The sequence below is a fragment of the Acidaminococcus nyctereutis genome, assembly GCF_052216985.1.
GTDB classification, from domain to species: domain Bacteria; phylum Bacillota; class Negativicutes; order Acidaminococcales; family Acidaminococcaceae; genus Acidaminococcus; species Acidaminococcus fermentans_A.
Map to the genome: position 1 here is coordinate 1 of NZ_JBQOUY010000037.1, position 14950 is coordinate 14950.

A 14950-nucleotide genomic window follows, 5' to 3' on the forward strand; every position below is an offset into this window, starting at 1 on the left:
TTCAGTTCTTCGTGGTGGTTGAGGTGAAATGTAGCTTAGATATGTCTTTATTTTATCGTAAGACAAGGGGTCTTGTGAACAGGAGTGTCCACAAGACCCCAACATTTATTATAGAACCTTTTTTATGTGTTTTTTCCTTTCAGCGCTTCCCTTGCGGCGCGCTGTTCAGCTTCTTTTTTGGTCCTGCCCCGTCCTCTGCCCCGCTCTTTCTGGTTCACCAGGACGCGCATGACAAAAGTACGGTTGTGGCTGGGACCGTCGGCAGAAACTTGTTCATACACGATTTCTGCCGGTCCGTCTTTCTGTACCAGCTCCTGGAGCCGAGTCTTATAATCCCGGTCGATGCCGTCGGCGGTCAGTTCCGGGATCCGGCGGATCAGTAGCCGGTCCAGCAGTTCCGTCACTTTGGCGAACCCCTGGTCCAAGTAATAGGCTCCCAGGACGCTTTCAAAGGCATCGGCCAGGATGGAAGGGTTCTCCTCTCCATCCAGGTTGATCTCCCCCTTGCCCAGGAGCAGATGATCTCCCAGATGGTTTTCCGTAGCCAGCTGAGCCAGTGTCTCTTCACACACCAGGAAGGCCCGGAGCTTGGACAGCTCCCCCTCATCCATCCGGGGATAATGCCGGTAGATATAGGTGCTCACCACCAGGCTCAGCACCGAATCTCCCAGGAACTCCAGCCTCTGATTGTGCTGGGGCCGGGGATTCTTCTTAGATTCATAGGCATAGGACGTATGGGTCAGTGCCATATCCAGCAGATGCAGGTCATCCATAGCCATGCCCAGCTGGTGACAGAGCCCTTCCAGCTCTTTCTGACGCTGTTCCTCCATCACAGAAGCCCTCTTAGTCTTCGTACTTTTTAAAGCACAGGATGGCATTGTGGCCGCCAAAACCGAAGTTGTTGGAGAGAGCCACCTTCACATCGGCCTTCCGTGCCACATTGGGCACGTAATCCAGATCCAGTCCTTCTTCCGTATCCACATCTTCATAGTTGATGGTGGGCGGGATCATCCCGTTCTTGATGGTCAGGATGGTGGCAACGGCTTCTACGCCGCCGGCACCGCCCAGCAGATGGCCGGTCATGGATTTGATGGAGCTGATGGGCACTTCTTTGGCCCGGTCCCCGAATACCCGCTTGCAGCAGTTGGTTTCGTTCAGGTCATTCCGGTGGGTACTGGTACCATGGGCGTTCACGTAGTCGATATCCGCCGGGGTCAGTCCCGCATCCTTGATGGCCATTTCCATGCACTTCACCTGCATATCCCCTTCCGGATCCGGAGCGGTGATATGGTAGGCGTCACTGTTGTGGCCATAGCCCACCAGTTCGGCATAAATCTGGGCCCCACGGGCTTTGGCGTGTTCCAATTCTTCCAGGACGATGATCCCGGCGCCTTCCCCCATGACAAAGCCGCTGCGCTTCTTATCGAAAGGACAGGAGGCTTTTTCCGGAGCGTCGTTTTCCCGGGACAGAGCCTTCATATTGTCGAATCCAGCTACGGCAATGGGAGAAATGGCTGCTTCCGTACCGCCAGCCAGCATCACATCCGCGTCTCCGTACTGGATGGTCCGGAGAGCATCCCCGATGCAGTCAGAACCGGTGGAGCAGGCAGTGACGATAGCCGTGTTGGGCCCTTTCACCTTTAAGTCGATGGCGATCTGGGCTGCCGGCATATTGGGGATTTCCATAGGGATGAAGAACGGACTGATCCGGCTGGGTCCCTTAGAGACCAGCTTGCTGGCTGCGTCCAAGAAGGTATGGATGCCGCCGATGCCCGTGCCTACGCACACGCCGATCCGATCCGCATCTTCTTTTTCCAAGTCCAAGGCAGAATCCTGCACCGCCATCTTGGCACAGGCTACGGCGAACTGGGTCACCCGGTCCATCCGTTTTCCTTCCTTTTTATCGCCATAGTCCGCAAAGTCAAAATCTTTGACTTCCCCGGCGATTTTGCAGTTAAAATCAGTGGTATCGAACTGGGTAATCAGGCCGATACCGGATTTGCCTTCCATCAGGCTGTTCCAGAATGCTTCTTTGCCGATGCCGATGGGCGTAATCGCACTGAGGCCGGTCACTACCACTCTTCGTTTCAAAAGGATCACCTCTACTTAATATTGTCCAAATCTTCCTTGATTCGTCTAAAGATTTCATGAACCGGAAGGATTTCTTTGATTTTCCACATATTGGCCCCGGTAAAGACCAGTCCCGTCTCCAAGTCCCCCTGCTGGGCCCGGGTCAGAGCCCGGATGATACAGAAGCTGCGGGAGCAATGCTTCAGGCAGCTGTCGCAGGTGGTGGGTTTGAGAGGATGTCCCTCCAGCACCGCTTTGGAAAAAGGAGTCAGTACAGCACGGCCTTTGAACCCTACCGGGCTATCTATCTGAACCACGTCATCTTGGGTCATTTTCAAATAAAATTGTTTTAAGAAAGGAGATCCATTGGATTCCTCACTGGCAGCGAATCGGCTGCCCATCTGGACGCCACTGGCACCCATCTTCAGTAATTCCGCCGCATCTTTGCCGGTGACAGCGCCGCCAGCAGCAATAACGGGGATCTTCACCACCGAAAGGATTTCCGGCAGGATATCTTTAATGGAACGCTGGGTCCCCAAATGGCCCCCTGCTTCGGTCCCTTCCACCACAACAGCAGAAGCACCGAGCCGTTCCGCGATTTTTGCCAGTTTGGCATAGGATACTATCGGCACGATAGGAACATTGTATTCCTTGCCGACAGAAAACATATCTCTGGAAAAGCCAGCCCCGGCCACAATCAAATCGACTTTTTCCTGGGCCGCAGTCGTAATGAGGCCCTTGAATTCCCGGGCGGCTACCATGGCATTGATGCCGATCATCCCCTTGCCGTTGGATAATTTCCGGGCAAGACGGATTTCCTTACGCAGCTCATCGAAGGGCAGACCAGAAGCAGCGATCAGACCCACACCGCCTTCATTGGCCACTGAAGCTGCCAAACGCGCCGTGGACAAGCGTATAGCCATACCGCCTTGGACGATAGGTATAGTTGCTACTTTTTCACCAATCTTCAGCACTGGCACTTTCAACAAAAATCCCCCATTTCAGATCAAAAGATCATGGATAAAGTTCGGAAAGCCCCTGGAACAGGGACCTTCCGAAAATAATGGGATGCTATTATTTGCCTTCTTTATCCAACAGTTCGACTGCGTCTCTCACAGTGCGGATCTTTTCAGCCACATCATCAGGGATTTCAGTGTTGAATTCCTCTTCGAAAGCCATGATCAGTTCCACAATGTCCAGAGAATCAGCTCCCAAGTCATCGATAAAAGTAGAGTCCATCTTTACGTCTTCCGGAGCAACGCTCAGCTGGTCAACGGTGATAGCCTTTACTTTTTCAAAAGTGTCTTTTTCGCTCATTCCGTTTCACCTCCTTCCAATCCTCTAACATATAATGATACTACATTACCATGCCCCCGTCCACATTTAAAACCTGGCCGGTTATATAAGCAGCCTCCTCGGACACGAGGAATAAAACTGCATTGGCAACATCCTGAGGCTGGCCTGCCCGTCCCAGAGGGATGGTCCGTGCCATTTCTGCCTTCTGTTCGTCCGTCAGGACACTGGTCATATCCGTGGCGATGAACCCGGGAGCCACCGCATTGACAGTGATGCCCCGAGAAGCCACTTCCTTGGCCAGGCTCTTGGTGAACCCGATGACGCCAGCCTTAGCAGCCGCATAATTGGCCTGGCCGGCATTGCCCATCTCGCCCACCACGGACGCCATATTCACGATCCGGCCGCTTTTCTGCTTCATCATGGTCCGCATCACGGCCTTGGAACAATTATACACACCCTTCAGATTGGTTTCTATGACAGCATCCCAATCCGCTTCCTTCATGCGCATCAGGAGCCCGTCCCGGGTGATCCCTGCGTTATTGATCAGGATATCCAGACGGCCCAGTTCTTTCACTACCTGGTTCACGATGGCCTGGACTCCGTCCGTTTCGGCCACACTGCCCTGGACCAGGATAGCCTTCCGGCCCATGGCTTCGATGGCAGCCTTGACTTCTTCTGCCGCAGCCGTATTCCCGGCATAGTTGATGGCTATATCTGCCCCGTGTGCAGCAAGGGTCAGGGCAATGGCCCGGCCGATACCCCGGGAACCGCCAGTCACCAGCGCGACTTTACCGGTTAAAGTCATTTTATCTGACCTCCTTTAAATAAGCAAGGGTTTTTTCCAAACTAGCCAGGTCTTCTACATTCTGGCCGGCAAAGGACCGGTCGATCTTTTTCACGAATCCAGTAAGGACTTTCCCCGGACCCACTTCGATGAAGGTATCTACGCCGTTATCCATCATGTACCGGACACTGTCTTCCCAGAGCACCGGGCTGGCAGCCTGTTTCACCAGGACCTGACGGATTTCGTCCCCCTTCTGTTCCGGACGGGCCGTGACATTGGCGATCACCGGGATCTGGGCATCCGCCACTTCGATCCCGTCCAGCACTTCCTTCAGCCGATCAGCAGCGGGCTGCATCAAGGTGCTGTGGAAGGGTGCGCTCACCGGCAGCAGGATGGCCCGCTTGGCACCGGCAGCTTTCAGGGCATCACAGGCTTCCTTCACCGCTTCCGTGGCACCGGCGATGACCACCTGGCCCGGGCAGTTGAAGTTCACCGGCTGGACAGCTTCCCCCCGTTTTTCCTGGATCTGGGCGCAGATTTCCCGGATCTTAGCGGTATCCAGGGCGATGATGGCCGCCATGGCCCCCTGGCCCACAGGAACGGCTTCCTGCATGAACTGGCCCCGTTTCCGCACGGTGCGGACGGCGTCCGCGAACTTCAGGGACCCGGCGCATACCAGGGCAGAATATTCTCCCAAGCTGTGACCGGCGGCCACATCCGGGAACACCCCGTTTTCGTTCAACACCTTCATGGCAGCAATGCTGCAGGTTAGGATGGCGGGCTGGGTATTGTAAGTCAGCCGCAGCTGGTCTTCCGGTCCTTTAAAGCACAGGTCCGTCATGGAAAAGCCCAGGGCTTCGTCAGCTGCTTTGAATACTTCACGGACGCAGGCATAATTGTCGTACAGTTCCTTCATCATGCCTACGGATTGGGACCCCTGTCCCGGGAACACAAAAGCGATTTTACTCATCCTCTGGCCTCCTCATCTTTTTGCCATTTCACTACCAGGGAACCATAGGTGAGGCCGGCACCGAAGCCCACCATCACCACGTTCTCTCCTTTATGCAGCCGGCCTGCATCCCGTGCCTGGCAAAGGGCGATAGGAATGGATGCGCCGGACGTATTGGCATATTTCTCCAGGTTCACGAAGATCTTATCCGTGGACAGCTTCAGCCGTTTGGCGGCAGAATCGATGATCCGCTGGTTAGCCTGGTGGGGGATCAGGAGATCGATGTCTTCCTTGCCCATGCCGGCTTTTTCCAGGGCGGCCAGAGCGCTGTGGCCCATGACCTTCACCGCGAACTTGAACACTTCCTTGCCCACCATGTGGATGCAGTGTTCGTGGTTGGCCACGGTCTCTTCGCTGGCAGGCTTCCGGGAGCCCCCGGCAGGCATGGTCAGGTATTGGCCCCCGGCCCCGTTGGCCCCCAGGTCGACGGACAAGATGCCATACCCTTCTTCCACCGGTCCCAGCACGGCGGCACCTGCACCGTCCCCGAACAGGATACAGGTGTTCCGGTCCTTCCAGTTGAGGATCCGGGACAGGGTTTCCGCTCCCACCACCAGGACGTGCTTGTACAGTCCGCTGGCAATGGTCTGGCTGGCGATGCCGCAGGCATAGACAAAGCCGGAACAGCCCGCCGCCAGGTCGAAAGCCGCCGCATGGGAAGCTCCCAGTTTATCCTGGAGGATGCAGGCCACGGAGGGGAATTTCATATCCGGGGATTCCGTGCCCACCACGATCAGGTCGATGTCCTCCGCCGTGAGCCCAGCGTCTTCCAGAGCCCGCTGGGCGGCGATGTACGCCAGATCGGAGGTAGCCTGGTCCGGAGCGGCGATATGCCGTTCCCGGATCCCGGTCCGTTCCACGATCCACTGGTCGCTGGTATCTACCATTTTTTCCAGATCAAAATTGGTCAGTACTTTCTCCGGCACGTAATAGCCCATGCCCAGAAAGCCTACTGCAGGTTTCGTCATTTATAATTCACCACTTTCTTCGTCGTGCATGATTTCCTGGCGGATCCGCCCCACCACATCTTTCTGGGTCAGCTCGATGGCCACCCGTACAGCATTCTTGATGGCTTTGGCCTTGGAACTGCCGTGGCAGATGATGAAGGGAGCCCGGACCCCCATCAGGAGGGCACCCCCGTATTCCGAGGCGTCCATCTGTTTCTTCATCCGCAGGAGAGCCGGCTTCATGAGCAGGGCCCCCAGTTTGGCAAAAATGCCGCTTTCCATCAGGGTCTTTTTCAGGATCTCCATCACCGCGGTGGCCAGGCCTTCCATGGTCTTTAAGACCACATTGCCCACGAACCCGTCGCAGACCACCACATCCACGGTGCCCTTGTTGATATCCCGGCCTTCCACATTGCCGATGAAATGGATATGGGGATCCTGCTTCAGCAGGGGATAGGTGGCCAGGCACTGTTCATTGCCCTTGGTCTCCTCTTCTCCGATGTTCAGGAGGCCCACCCGAGGCTGGGGGATCCCCAGCTGGAGTTCCGCATAAATGGACCCCATGATGGCATTCTGGACCAGCTGTTCCGGTTTTGCATCCACCTTGGCCCCAGAATCCACCAGCACCGTAGCCCCTTTCACATTGGGGATCACGGTAGCGATGGCCGGCCGTTCGATGCCCCGGATCCGGCCCAGGCCGAACAGGGCAGAAGCCACCGCGGCACCCGTGCTGCCAGAAGAGACCAATGCATCACATTCCTTTTCGTGGAGCAGCTGGGTGGCCACCACGATGGAGGCGTCCCGCTTTTTCTTCACACTGATCCCCGGATGGTCCTTCATTTCAATGACCTGGCTGGCATGATGGATGGTTACATGGGGATTCTCAGCCTGGTTCTCTCTGGCCAGTTCCTGACGGATCACATCCTGGTCCCCCACCAGTACCACGTCGCAGCCATATTCGTCCACGGCCTGAAGTACCCCTTTGATGATCTCTCCAGGGCCATAGTCCGTTCCCATTACGTCAACTGCGATTTTCATCTTCTTGGCTCCTTTGTTCCGGAATGGCTACGATCAGGAATTTGGCACGGAACACTTCCCGGTGATTGTTCCTGATCTTCACCCAAATGGTATATTTATCTTCCTGCTTCCGGACCACCTCGGCTCGTGCCACCAAGATGGCCCCCACTGTCACAGGGATCTTGTACTTCACATTGGCCACACCGGTAAGGGCTGCCGGAGCGTCGATTACCGCCAGAGCCAGGGAATTGGCCTGGGCAAACATATACTGTCCCCGGCAGACGCCGGTCTTCTGCAGCACCATTTCCCGGTCCACCGTCATCATGGAGATGCCGCTGACCCCGATTTCCAGGTCGATCAGTTCCCCGACGATATCCTCACTGGTGATAGCTTTCAGCTTTTCCTGGGCATCCTCCGCCATATGGCGGGTCCGTTCCCGGAGTTCAGGGATCCCCAGTGCCAGCCGATCCAGCCGTACCGTCTGGATGCTCACCTGAAAAGTTTCGGCCAGATGCTCGTCGGTTAAAAACGGATTCCTAGCCAGCAGCTGCTGCAGGCGCTGCTGTCTCGCCTTTTTCTGTCCCACAGAACCCATCCTACCACCTACTTTTAGTACCTAGTCATAACACTAGAGTCCATTATACCAGAGTCAGAGTAAAAAACAAGACTTGACCGAGCAGTCTGTTCCAAATTTTACAGCTTGTTCATAGATTAACGGCCGAACACCGCTTCGAAATCCTGGCAGAATTTCTCGATCCCGGTCCGTGTCAGAGGATGCTGGACCATCTGCATCAACACTTTATAGGGCACCGTGGCGATATCCGCCCCTACTTTGGCACATTCCACCACATGCATAGGATGCCGGATGGAAGCGCAGATCACCTTGGTAGTGATATCCGGGTACAGACGGAAAATCTCCATCACCTCTCGGATGAGACGGGTGCCGTCGGTGGAAATGTCATCCAGCCGCCCCAAGAAAGGAGAAACATAGGTAGCACCGGCCCGAGCGGCCAGGATGGCCTGGGTAGCAGAGAACACCAGTGTCACATTGGTCTTGATCCCTTCAGAAGACAGGATCTTCACGGCTTTCAGCCCTTCTTCAGTCATAGGGATCTTCACCACCATATTGGGATGGATCTGGGCGATGACCCGTCCTTCCATCACCATATCCCGGGCCAGGGTAGTGCTGGCCTTGACTTCCCCGGAAATAGGTCCGTCCACAATCTGGGCGATTTCTCGAAGGGTCTCTTCGTAGTCCCGGCCCTCTTTAGCGATCAGAGACGGATTGGTAGTGACCCCGCTGATGATCCCCATGGCTTCCGCTTCCCGGATCTCGTCCAGATTGGCTGTATCGATAAAGAATTTCATAAACCGCTGCTCCCCTCACATTGATAGTATCACTTCATTCTATCATTATAAGCCAGTTTGGAGGATTTAGGAAGAGGGCATAAAAAGAACACCGCCCCCGCAGGGACGGTGTCCTTTCCAAGGTTTTCCGGTTGCCCGGTAGGCCTTATTCTTCGTCTTCTTTCACGACTTCCTTACCATCGTAATAACCGCATTCAGGGCATACATGGTGAGGGCGCTTCAGCTCGTGGCATTGAGGGCATTCAACCAAGCCAGGAGCAGCCAGTTTCCAATTGGCACGGCGGGAATCCCGACGAGCTTTAGACATTTTTCTCTTTGGTACTGCCATTGTATTACACCTCCTAAACTCAACCTATTTCTCTAACAACGCCTTAAGAGCCTCCAACCTGGGGTCTATGGAATGGGTATCGCAGTGACAGTTCGTCACATTGCGGTCCGCCCCACAGACAGGACAGATCCCCTTGCAGTCCGGTTTGCACAGGACTCTGGCCGGGATGGCCAGCAGCAGGGACTCCCTCAAAGCATCCGTAACATCAACCACGTCGAACTGATAGGTAAAGGCATCCTCTTCCAGTCCCTCTGTGCCTTTTGGATAGTACCGTTCTTCCACCCGGGCCGTCAGCTCCAGCCGCACATCTTTCAGGCAGCGGGCGCAGGTGCCATGGCAGACGAACTGTTCAGTGGCCTGGAGAAGGATCACATCGCCCCCGTTGGAAAGTTCCCCTTCCACCAGGATATGGCCTTCCAGTTCCGCATCCTCCGGCGTCAGGCTGAGCTGAGCCGGAGTAAGGTCGTACTGGAAAGATTCTGACCCTACAAGTCTCTTTTTGATTTCTGCTACATTGATTTTAATCATATTATCAACCGTTACATTATATCGACGAAAGCGGTCTTTGTCAAGCAAAAGCCCGGATTATCTTATTTGCACAGTCTCAGGGTATCTTGGGCAATGGCCAGTTCTTCGTTGGTGGGGATCAGGAATACTTTCACCTTGGAATCAGTGGCGCTGATTTCAGTAGCCTTGCCACGGACATTGTTCCGGTCAGCATCCAGTTCCACACCCAGGAATTCCAGACCAGCGCAGACCTGCTGACGGGTATGGATATCGTTTTCGCCCACACCGGCGGTGAATACGATGGCATCTACGCCGCCCATGGCAGCTGCGTAAGCGCCGATGTAGCGTTTCACCTGATAGCAGAACATATCCAGGGCTAATTGTGCTCTTTCATTGCCCTTGGCCGCTGCATCTTCCAGATCCCGGAAGTCGCTGGAAACGCCGGAAACACCCAGGACGCCGCATTCCTTGTTCATGTACTTGTCGACGCCAGCAGCATCCAGGCCCTTCTTCTGCATCAGCACAGGGACCACAGCCGGATCGATGGAGCCGGTACGGGTGCCCATCAGTACGCCGTCCAGAGGAGTGAAGCCCATGGACGTATCCACAGATTTGCCGCCGTCGATGGCAGTGATGCTGGAACCGTTGCCCAGATGGCAGGTGATGATCTTGGTATCTTTGATGTCTTTGCCCAGCATAGCAGCGGCTACGCCGGATACATATTTGTGGGACGTCCCATGGAAACCGTATTTCCGGATGCCGAATTCTTTGTATTCTTCATATTTTACGCCGAACATATATGCCACAGGAGGCATGGTCTGATGGAAGGCGGTGTCGAATACAGCAACCTGCGGGGTGTTGGGCATCAGTTTCTGGCAGGCACGGATACCAGAAACGTTGGCCGGCTGATGGAGCGGAGCCATATCGCTCAGGTCTTCGATCTGCTTCAGCACTTCGTCTGTGATCACCACAGATTCATTGAAGATTTCGCCGCCATGCACCACCCGATGGCCCACAGCATCGATTTCATCCATGGATTTGATCACGCCATAATTGGGATCCACCAGAGCAGCCAGGACTTTCTTGATCCCGTCCACATGGTCAGGGATGGCGCTTTCCAGTCTCACTTTATCTTTCCCAGCCGGAGTATGAGTCAGAACGGATCCTTCGATGCCGATACGTTCTACCAGACCTTTCGCGATGACAGATTCATCCTTCATATCAATCAGCTGATATTTGATGGAAGAGCTGCCACAGTTTACAACAAAAATCTTCATTACATTGCCTCCTGATCGACTACTGATTTTTAAACCAGTATTATGCTTATGCTATAATACTAATATATGGTAGCAAAGATTTACGGATTTGTAAAATAAAAATTTGGAGTGACATCATGGAATTTTCTGCTGTCATCGGCATCATCGCTGAATATAATCCTTTCCACCGAGGCCACGCCCGTCAATTGGTCCAAGCGCGGAAAAAGCTGGGCCCAGTGCCGGTCATCGCTGTCATGAGCGGCAGCCTGACACAGCGGGGCCAGCTGCCCCTTTGGGACAAGTGGCGCAGGGCCCGTCTGGCGCTTTTGGGAGGCGTGGACCTAGTGCTGGAGCTGCCCGTCATCGGCAGCCTCCAGAGCGCCCAGGGCTTTGCCAGGACGGGGATCGCTCTGCTGGAAGCTACAGGCCTCGTGACCTACCTCTCTTTCGGCTGCGAGGCCAAAGATCCTGCTCGGCTCCTTTCCCTCTCCCAGGAAGTTTTCTCCCCAGCAGAATGGCAGGAGGCCTTAGCCAGCGGCGGTTCCTATGCCAAGGGGGCTGAGATTCTGGCAGCCGCCCGAGACCCTGCGTACCGGGAACTGTTCACCGGTTCCAACAATCTGCTGGCCCTGGAATACCTGAAAGCTCTCCAAAGCCATCCGGGCATCCGTCCCCTGCCCATCCACCGGGAAGGCCAGGCCTACGGGGAAAGCCAGCTGACAAGCGACCCCGATCCGTTCCCCAGTGCTTCTGCTCTCCGGCAGGAACTCCGCACCCAGGGCTGTACCGCAAGATTCCTGGAGGGACTGCCGCTTCAGCTCCGGTCACTATGCCAGAGCTGGGTCGGAGAAAAGGGCCTGCCTGATACAGACAAGGCCCTGGATCTCCTGCTTGCCGCTGCCTTGGAAAAAGCTTCTCCCAGCCTCCTGGCCAGCTGGACCCAGGTTTCCGAAGGGCTGGAAGACCGGATCTGGAAACACCGCCGGGCAGGGAGTTTCGCCGCCCTGGTGGACGCCTCCCGGACGCGGCGTTATCCAGCCTCCCGGATCCGCCGGATCCTCTGGCAGCTGCTCCTGTCCGGACCGGGCTGCAGCTTCCGGGAAGCAGCAGCCCACCCTCCTTCCTATCTGCGGGTGCTGGGCTTTACACAAACCGGAAGGCAGCTGCTCCGGGCGCTGAAAAAGACCGCCCGGCTGCCGCTTTTCCCGGCGCTGGAGAAGAACACCCTGGCCCAAGCCCCCTCCCCGGCCTTCCGCCAGCAGCTGGAACTGGACCTCCGGGCCCAGGACCTGTACCAGCTCCTCACCGAAGGCAGGATCACGGACAAGGATTACCGGATGCAGCCGGTGAGGGAAAAATAAAAAAGGGGGTTGCACGTTATGTGCAACCCCCCCGGTCTCATAAGCCGCATAGCGACTCGGTCTCGGGTCTCGAGTCTCGAGCCGAATGAGAAATTTGCAAGCAAATTTTTTGAATGTACAAACCCTAATCTGCTAACGATAAGATATTCGTTTCTATATCCAGCACGATACTGGTTCTACACCTTCAAAAGAACCTGGCCATGGGGACAGGTTCTATCCAACGGCTCGAGACTCACGACTCGAGACCCGAGACCTCAAAGAGGGGCTGTTGCGCATGCAACAGCCCCTCTTATTCATAATGATTCAAGATATTGCGGATCCTTTCTTTCTTGGATTTAGGGATCTTCCATTCATAGTTCCGGTAGTTGTTCTCTCTGTGGTCGGTGGAGTAATCGGCGTAGTCGAAATCCCTGTCCTGTTCATAGCTCCGATTGTAGTCTCCATGTCCGTCGTCCAGATAAAAAACCGTCTGCATCTCCATCCCTCTTTCTCAAAATCCTTCCTAATAAATAAAACAAAATACCCCTCATAAGAAAAGTTTACATTTCAGAGGATTCTCTTCTTTTACTAGTAATTTTAACACAAACCGTGTACAATGAATACAGAAAGAATCAAAACACTGAATCAGCGAATTCAGATAGGGGAGTGGAATGCCATGAAAATCGTAACCTTTGCGTACGATGACGATGTCCAGGTGGGGATCATTTCCGATGATGGAAAATATGTCATCCCTGCCAACAAATTCGAAAATATGTATGATCTGATCCAGCATGCCGGTTTTGAGGAACTGCTGGGTATTGCCCGTGTGGCTATGGGAGCGGTCCCTTTGGATCAGGTAAAGATCCTGGCCCCCCTAACCCGTCCCCGGAACGATATCATCTGCCTGGGGATCAACTATAAATCCCATGACGAAGAACTGCCGGATGAATATGTGCCAGAAAAAATCGTCCAGCGCCAGGTCCCGGTCTATTTCTCCAAACGGGTGGACCGTGCAGTAGATCCCGACGGGATCATCAACGGCCATTTCAATGTGGTGAAGGAACTGGACTACGAATGCGAACTAGCCGTGATCATCGGCAAAGAAGCCAAGAATGTGGAAGAAAAAGATGCAGCGGACTACGTATTCGGCTATACCATCATCAACGATGTAACGGCCCGGGACGTCCAGGTAGCCCACAAACAGTGGTATTTCGGAAAGAGCCTGGACACCTTCGCTCCCATGGGGCCCTGCATCGTGACAGCGGATGAATTCGACTTTCCGCCGGCTCTCCATCTGACCTGCAAGGTGAACGGAGAACTGCGCCAGGACAGCAATACGAAGCTCCTGGTCCACGGGATCCCTTACATCATCAGCGAACTGTCCAAAGGGATGACCCTGCGGGCCGGTACCATCATTGCTACCGGTACTCCTTCCGGCACCGGCATCGGGATGAACCCGCCTCAGTTCCTGAAGAGCGGGGATGTGGTGGAATGTTCCATCGAAGGGATCGGGACGCTGCGGAATACAGTGAAATAAAGGAAAAGAAAAAAAGGGAGCTGTTGCGTACGCAACAGCTCCCTTTTTGGGGTCTCGAGACCGGTGTGTTGCACAAGTAATGCAACAGCCCCTTTCTCTTATAAAAACAGCATATTATAGATCCCCAGGTACGATACCACAAAAGCGGAAAGGCTGAAGAAGATGGCGGTGAAGAGCAGGTTCTTATAAAGATGGTTCACATCCACGCCCTCCGGAGCACATCCGCAGGCCAGGGCCCCGACTGTGGAGAACGGACTCAGCACCACGCCGTTGGTCCCCACGATGACCCCCAGCATCAGCGCGGTGGCATCCAGAGCTGGATTGGATGCGGCCAGCTTGGCGGCCAGCGGGATCAGGGTCGGCATCACCACGCCGGTACCGCTAGCTACTGCCCCCATCAGACCGCCCAGGAGGATCATGATGGGCTGAGCCGTTGCCGGAGTGATCACTTTGGACAGCATGGACGTCAGATACGTGATCCCGCCAGATTTATCCACCACATGGAGCAGCATGCTCATCCCGGTGATCAGGATTAGCGTACCCCAAGGAATCGCGGCAATGGCTACTTTCTGATCACAATATCCCAGCAGGATTAAAACCGCCGCAAAAGCCAGGCAGAGCAGACCGATATTCTGTTTGAAGAAAATGGTGGCGACACATACCAGGACGATGGAAATCACCGTAACGACCTGAGCCCGGTTGAAGGGAGTGAAATTTTTATCCGGTTCCGTATTGGGGACTTTCCACCCTTTAAAGACCAGGTAAGCGATGAACGCCATGGCAAAAATGGAGAAGGAATAGGCCCCCCAGATGGGCATATAGTTATCCACCCCATTCTGGATAGCCAGGGTATTGGCTACGATCCCGTTCAGAGTGATGGGCGACAGGCCACCGATCATCCCTCCGGCCAGTACGATGATGGAAGTCATGGTCACATCCAGCTGCCGGCTCAGGCAGGTACTGTAAGCGATGGGCATGATCACCACCAGGATCAGCATGGACCCTCCCACGCCGGCCAGGATGGCAGCTGCAGCAAAGAACATCCAGGGGATCAGTTTGTTGTTCCCTCGGGAAAGGAAGGAGACATTTTTGGCCAATACAGTGGATGTCCCATTATGGTTGGCAATGCCGAACAGGAACGTAGAGGCCATGATCAGGAAAAACACCGTAGTAGGGAATCCGCCCGCATAAATCTCCTTGGCCTTCATCCCGGTGACAAAAGTCCCGTAGACATACGCAACCAGGAAACCGATGATCCCCACATTCTTCTTGGTGATCATCCCTAAGAAAATGACAAAGAATAATAAAACCAACGACCCAACTTGTACCATTTTTACCCCTCCTGAAATAGAATCATAAAAAAAATGGTTCTTTGTCAAATGTTGGGGTAAGCTCCAATTCATCTACCACACACGGACGTGAGCGATTTTTGCTCATGTCTGTTTTTATTTTAATTTCACCATCGAAAGCAGTAAAATCCGAGAACGGAAT

General features: G+C 54.5%; 17 protein-coding genes. 2 read left to right on the forward strand and 15 right to left on the reverse strand.

The features are described 5' to 3' along the window. Positions 1-122 precede the first annotated feature (122 nt). From rnc to ACTUHY_RS11910, 13 genes are all read right to left on the reverse strand, one after another. Positions 123-830: a ribonuclease III gene (rnc, locus tag ACTUHY_RS11850; protein ID WP_442827858.1), complete on the reverse strand. Its 708-nt coding sequence runs from the start codon at positions 828-830 to the stop codon at positions 123-125. 13 nt (positions 831-843) lie between these two features. Continuing rightward, positions 844-2091 (reverse strand): beta-ketoacyl-ACP synthase II, encoded by a 1248-nt coding sequence (gene fabF / locus ACTUHY_RS11855; protein ID WP_442827859.1) that lies wholly within the window; start codon positions 2089-2091, stop codon positions 844-846. An 11-nt stretch (positions 2092-2102) separates the two neighbouring features. Next, complete coding sequence (locus ACTUHY_RS11860) at positions 2103-3056, reverse strand: nitronate monooxygenase (RefSeq protein ID WP_075579909.1); 954 nt, start codon at positions 3054-3056, stop codon at positions 2103-2105. 88 nt (positions 3057-3144) lie between these two features. Beyond that, positions 3145-3387: an acyl carrier protein gene (locus ACTUHY_RS11865; RefSeq protein WP_075579908.1), complete on the reverse strand. Its 243-nt coding sequence runs from the start codon at positions 3385-3387 to the stop codon at positions 3145-3147. 40 nt (positions 3388-3427) lie between these two features. Continuing rightward, entirely contained in the window at positions 3428-4171 is a 744-nt protein-coding gene (gene fabG / locus ACTUHY_RS11870) for a 3-oxoacyl-[acyl-carrier-protein] reductase (protein WP_442827860.1), read from the reverse strand. 1 nt (position 4172) lies between these two features. Beyond that, positions 4173-5120, reverse strand: a complete 948-nt coding sequence (gene fabD / locus ACTUHY_RS11875) for an ACP S-malonyltransferase (RefSeq protein WP_442827861.1) — start codon at positions 5118-5120, stop codon at positions 4173-4175. After that, positions 5117-6127: a beta-ketoacyl-ACP synthase III gene (locus ACTUHY_RS11880; RefSeq protein ID WP_442827862.1), complete on the reverse strand. Its 1011-nt coding sequence runs from the start codon at positions 6125-6127 to the stop codon at positions 5117-5119. Before ACTUHY_RS11880 ends, fabD begins: the two co-directional genes overlap by 4 nt. Next, positions 6128-7144 carry a phosphate acyltransferase PlsX gene (gene plsX, locus ACTUHY_RS11885; protein WP_442827863.1) on the reverse strand — a complete coding sequence of 339 codons (1017 nt, stop codon included), beginning with the start codon at positions 7142-7144 and terminating at the stop codon, positions 6128-6130. Beyond that, complete coding sequence (fapR, locus tag ACTUHY_RS11890) at positions 7128-7718, reverse strand: transcription factor FapR (protein WP_442827864.1); 591 nt, start codon at positions 7716-7718, stop codon at positions 7128-7130. Before fapR ends, plsX begins: the two co-directional genes overlap by 17 nt. A 116-nt stretch (positions 7719-7834) precedes the next feature. Beyond that, positions 7835-8491: a fructose-6-phosphate aldolase gene (gene fsa, locus ACTUHY_RS11895; protein ID WP_442827865.1), complete on the reverse strand. Its 657-nt coding sequence runs from the start codon at positions 8489-8491 to the stop codon at positions 7835-7837. 145 nt (positions 8492-8636) lie between these two features. After that, entirely contained in the window at positions 8637-8819 is a 183-nt protein-coding gene (rpmF, locus tag ACTUHY_RS11900; RefSeq protein WP_075579901.1) for a 50S ribosomal protein L32, read from the reverse strand. 24 nt (positions 8820-8843) lie between these two features. After that, positions 8844-9347 (reverse strand): YceD family protein, encoded by a 504-nt coding sequence (locus tag ACTUHY_RS11905; protein WP_442827866.1) that lies wholly within the window; start codon positions 9345-9347, stop codon positions 8844-8846. A 62-nt stretch (positions 9348-9409) separates the two neighbouring features. After that, positions 9410-10603 (reverse strand): acetate/propionate family kinase, encoded by a 1194-nt coding sequence (locus ACTUHY_RS11910; RefSeq protein WP_442827867.1) that lies wholly within the window; start codon positions 10601-10603, stop codon positions 9410-9412. Positions 10604-10719: 116 nt separating this feature from the next. On the opposite strand from ACTUHY_RS11910, the gene ACTUHY_RS11915 reads away from it, so the two are divergent. Next, positions 10720-11943, forward strand: coding sequence for a tRNA(Met) cytidine acetate ligase (locus ACTUHY_RS11915; RefSeq protein WP_442827868.1), 1224 nt, complete (start codon positions 10720-10722; stop codon positions 11941-11943). Positions 11944-12232: 289 nt separating this feature from the next. Here ACTUHY_RS11915 and ACTUHY_RS11920 read toward each other — a convergent pair whose 3' ends face one another. Continuing rightward, positions 12233-12418 carry a hypothetical protein gene (locus tag ACTUHY_RS11920; RefSeq protein WP_278675801.1) on the reverse strand — a complete coding sequence of 62 codons (186 nt, stop codon included), beginning with the start codon at positions 12416-12418 and terminating at the stop codon, positions 12233-12235. Between the two features lie 180 nt (positions 12419-12598). Between ACTUHY_RS11920 and ACTUHY_RS11925 the strand changes: the two genes are divergently transcribed. After that, positions 12599-13459 (forward strand): fumarylacetoacetate hydrolase family protein, encoded by an 861-nt coding sequence (locus ACTUHY_RS11925; protein WP_442827869.1) that lies wholly within the window; start codon positions 12599-12601, stop codon positions 13457-13459. 98 nt (positions 13460-13557) lie between these two features. On the opposite strand, the gene ACTUHY_RS11930 is transcribed toward ACTUHY_RS11925, so the two are convergent. After that, the gene (locus ACTUHY_RS11930) at positions 13558-14790 is read right to left on the reverse strand and encodes an SLC13 family permease (RefSeq protein WP_442827870.1); all 1233 of its coding nucleotides are present in this window, start codon (positions 14788-14790) and stop codon (positions 13558-13560) included. Between the last annotated feature and the right edge of the window lie 160 nt (positions 14791-14950).

What these genes read in the sequence shown, in the direction of transcription:
- fabD (WP_442827861.1), bottom strand. Translation starts at nt 5,120, where the DNA reads ATGAGTAAAATCGCTTTTGTGTTCCCGGGACAGGGGTCCCAATCCGTA.
- rnc (WP_442827858.1), bottom strand. Translation starts at nt 830, where the DNA reads ATGGAGGAACAGCGTCAGAAAGAGCTGGAAGGGCTCTGTCACCAGCTG.
- fsa (WP_442827865.1), bottom strand. Translation starts at nt 8,491, where the DNA reads ATGAAATTCTTTATCGATACAGCCAATCTGGACGAGATCCGGGAAGCG.
- ACTUHY_RS11925 (WP_442827869.1), top strand. Translation starts at nt 12,599, where the DNA reads ATGAAAATCGTAACCTTTGCGTACGATGACGATGTCCAGGTGGGGATC.
- ACTUHY_RS11880 (WP_442827862.1), bottom strand. Translation starts at nt 6,127, where the DNA reads ATGACGAAACCTGCAGTAGGCTTTCTGGGCATGGGCTATTACGTGCCG.
- ACTUHY_RS11915 (WP_442827868.1), top strand. Translation starts at nt 10,720, where the DNA reads ATGGAATTTTCTGCTGTCATCGGCATCATCGCTGAATATAATCCTTTC.
- plsX (WP_442827863.1), bottom strand. Translation starts at nt 7,144, where the DNA reads ATGAAAATCGCAGTTGACGTAATGGGAACGGACTATGGCCCTGGAGAG.
- ACTUHY_RS11910 (WP_442827867.1), bottom strand. Translation starts at nt 10,603, where the DNA reads ATGAAGATTTTTGTTGTAAACTGTGGCAGCTCTTCCATCAAATATCAG.
- ACTUHY_RS11905 (WP_442827866.1), bottom strand. Translation starts at nt 9,347, where the DNA reads ATGATTAAAATCAATGTAGCAGAAATCAAAAAGAGACTTGTAGGGTCA.
- rpmF (WP_075579901.1), bottom strand. Translation starts at nt 8,819, where the DNA reads ATGGCAGTACCAAAGAGAAAAATGTCTAAAGCTCGTCGGGATTCCCGC.
- ACTUHY_RS11920 (WP_278675801.1), bottom strand. Translation starts at nt 12,418, where the DNA reads ATGCAGACGGTTTTTTATCTGGACGACGGACATGGAGACTACAATCGG.
- ACTUHY_RS11930 (WP_442827870.1), bottom strand. Translation starts at nt 14,790, where the DNA reads ATGGTACAAGTTGGGTCGTTGGTTTTATTATTCTTTGTCATTTTCTTA.
- fapR (WP_442827864.1), bottom strand. Translation starts at nt 7,718, where the DNA reads ATGGGTTCTGTGGGACAGAAAAAGGCGAGACAGCAGCGCCTGCAGCAG.
- fabG (WP_442827860.1), bottom strand. Translation starts at nt 4,171, where the DNA reads ATGACTTTAACCGGTAAAGTCGCGCTGGTGACTGGCGGTTCCCGGGGT.
- ACTUHY_RS11865 (WP_075579908.1), bottom strand. Translation starts at nt 3,387, where the DNA reads ATGAGCGAAAAAGACACTTTTGAAAAAGTAAAGGCTATCACCGTTGAC.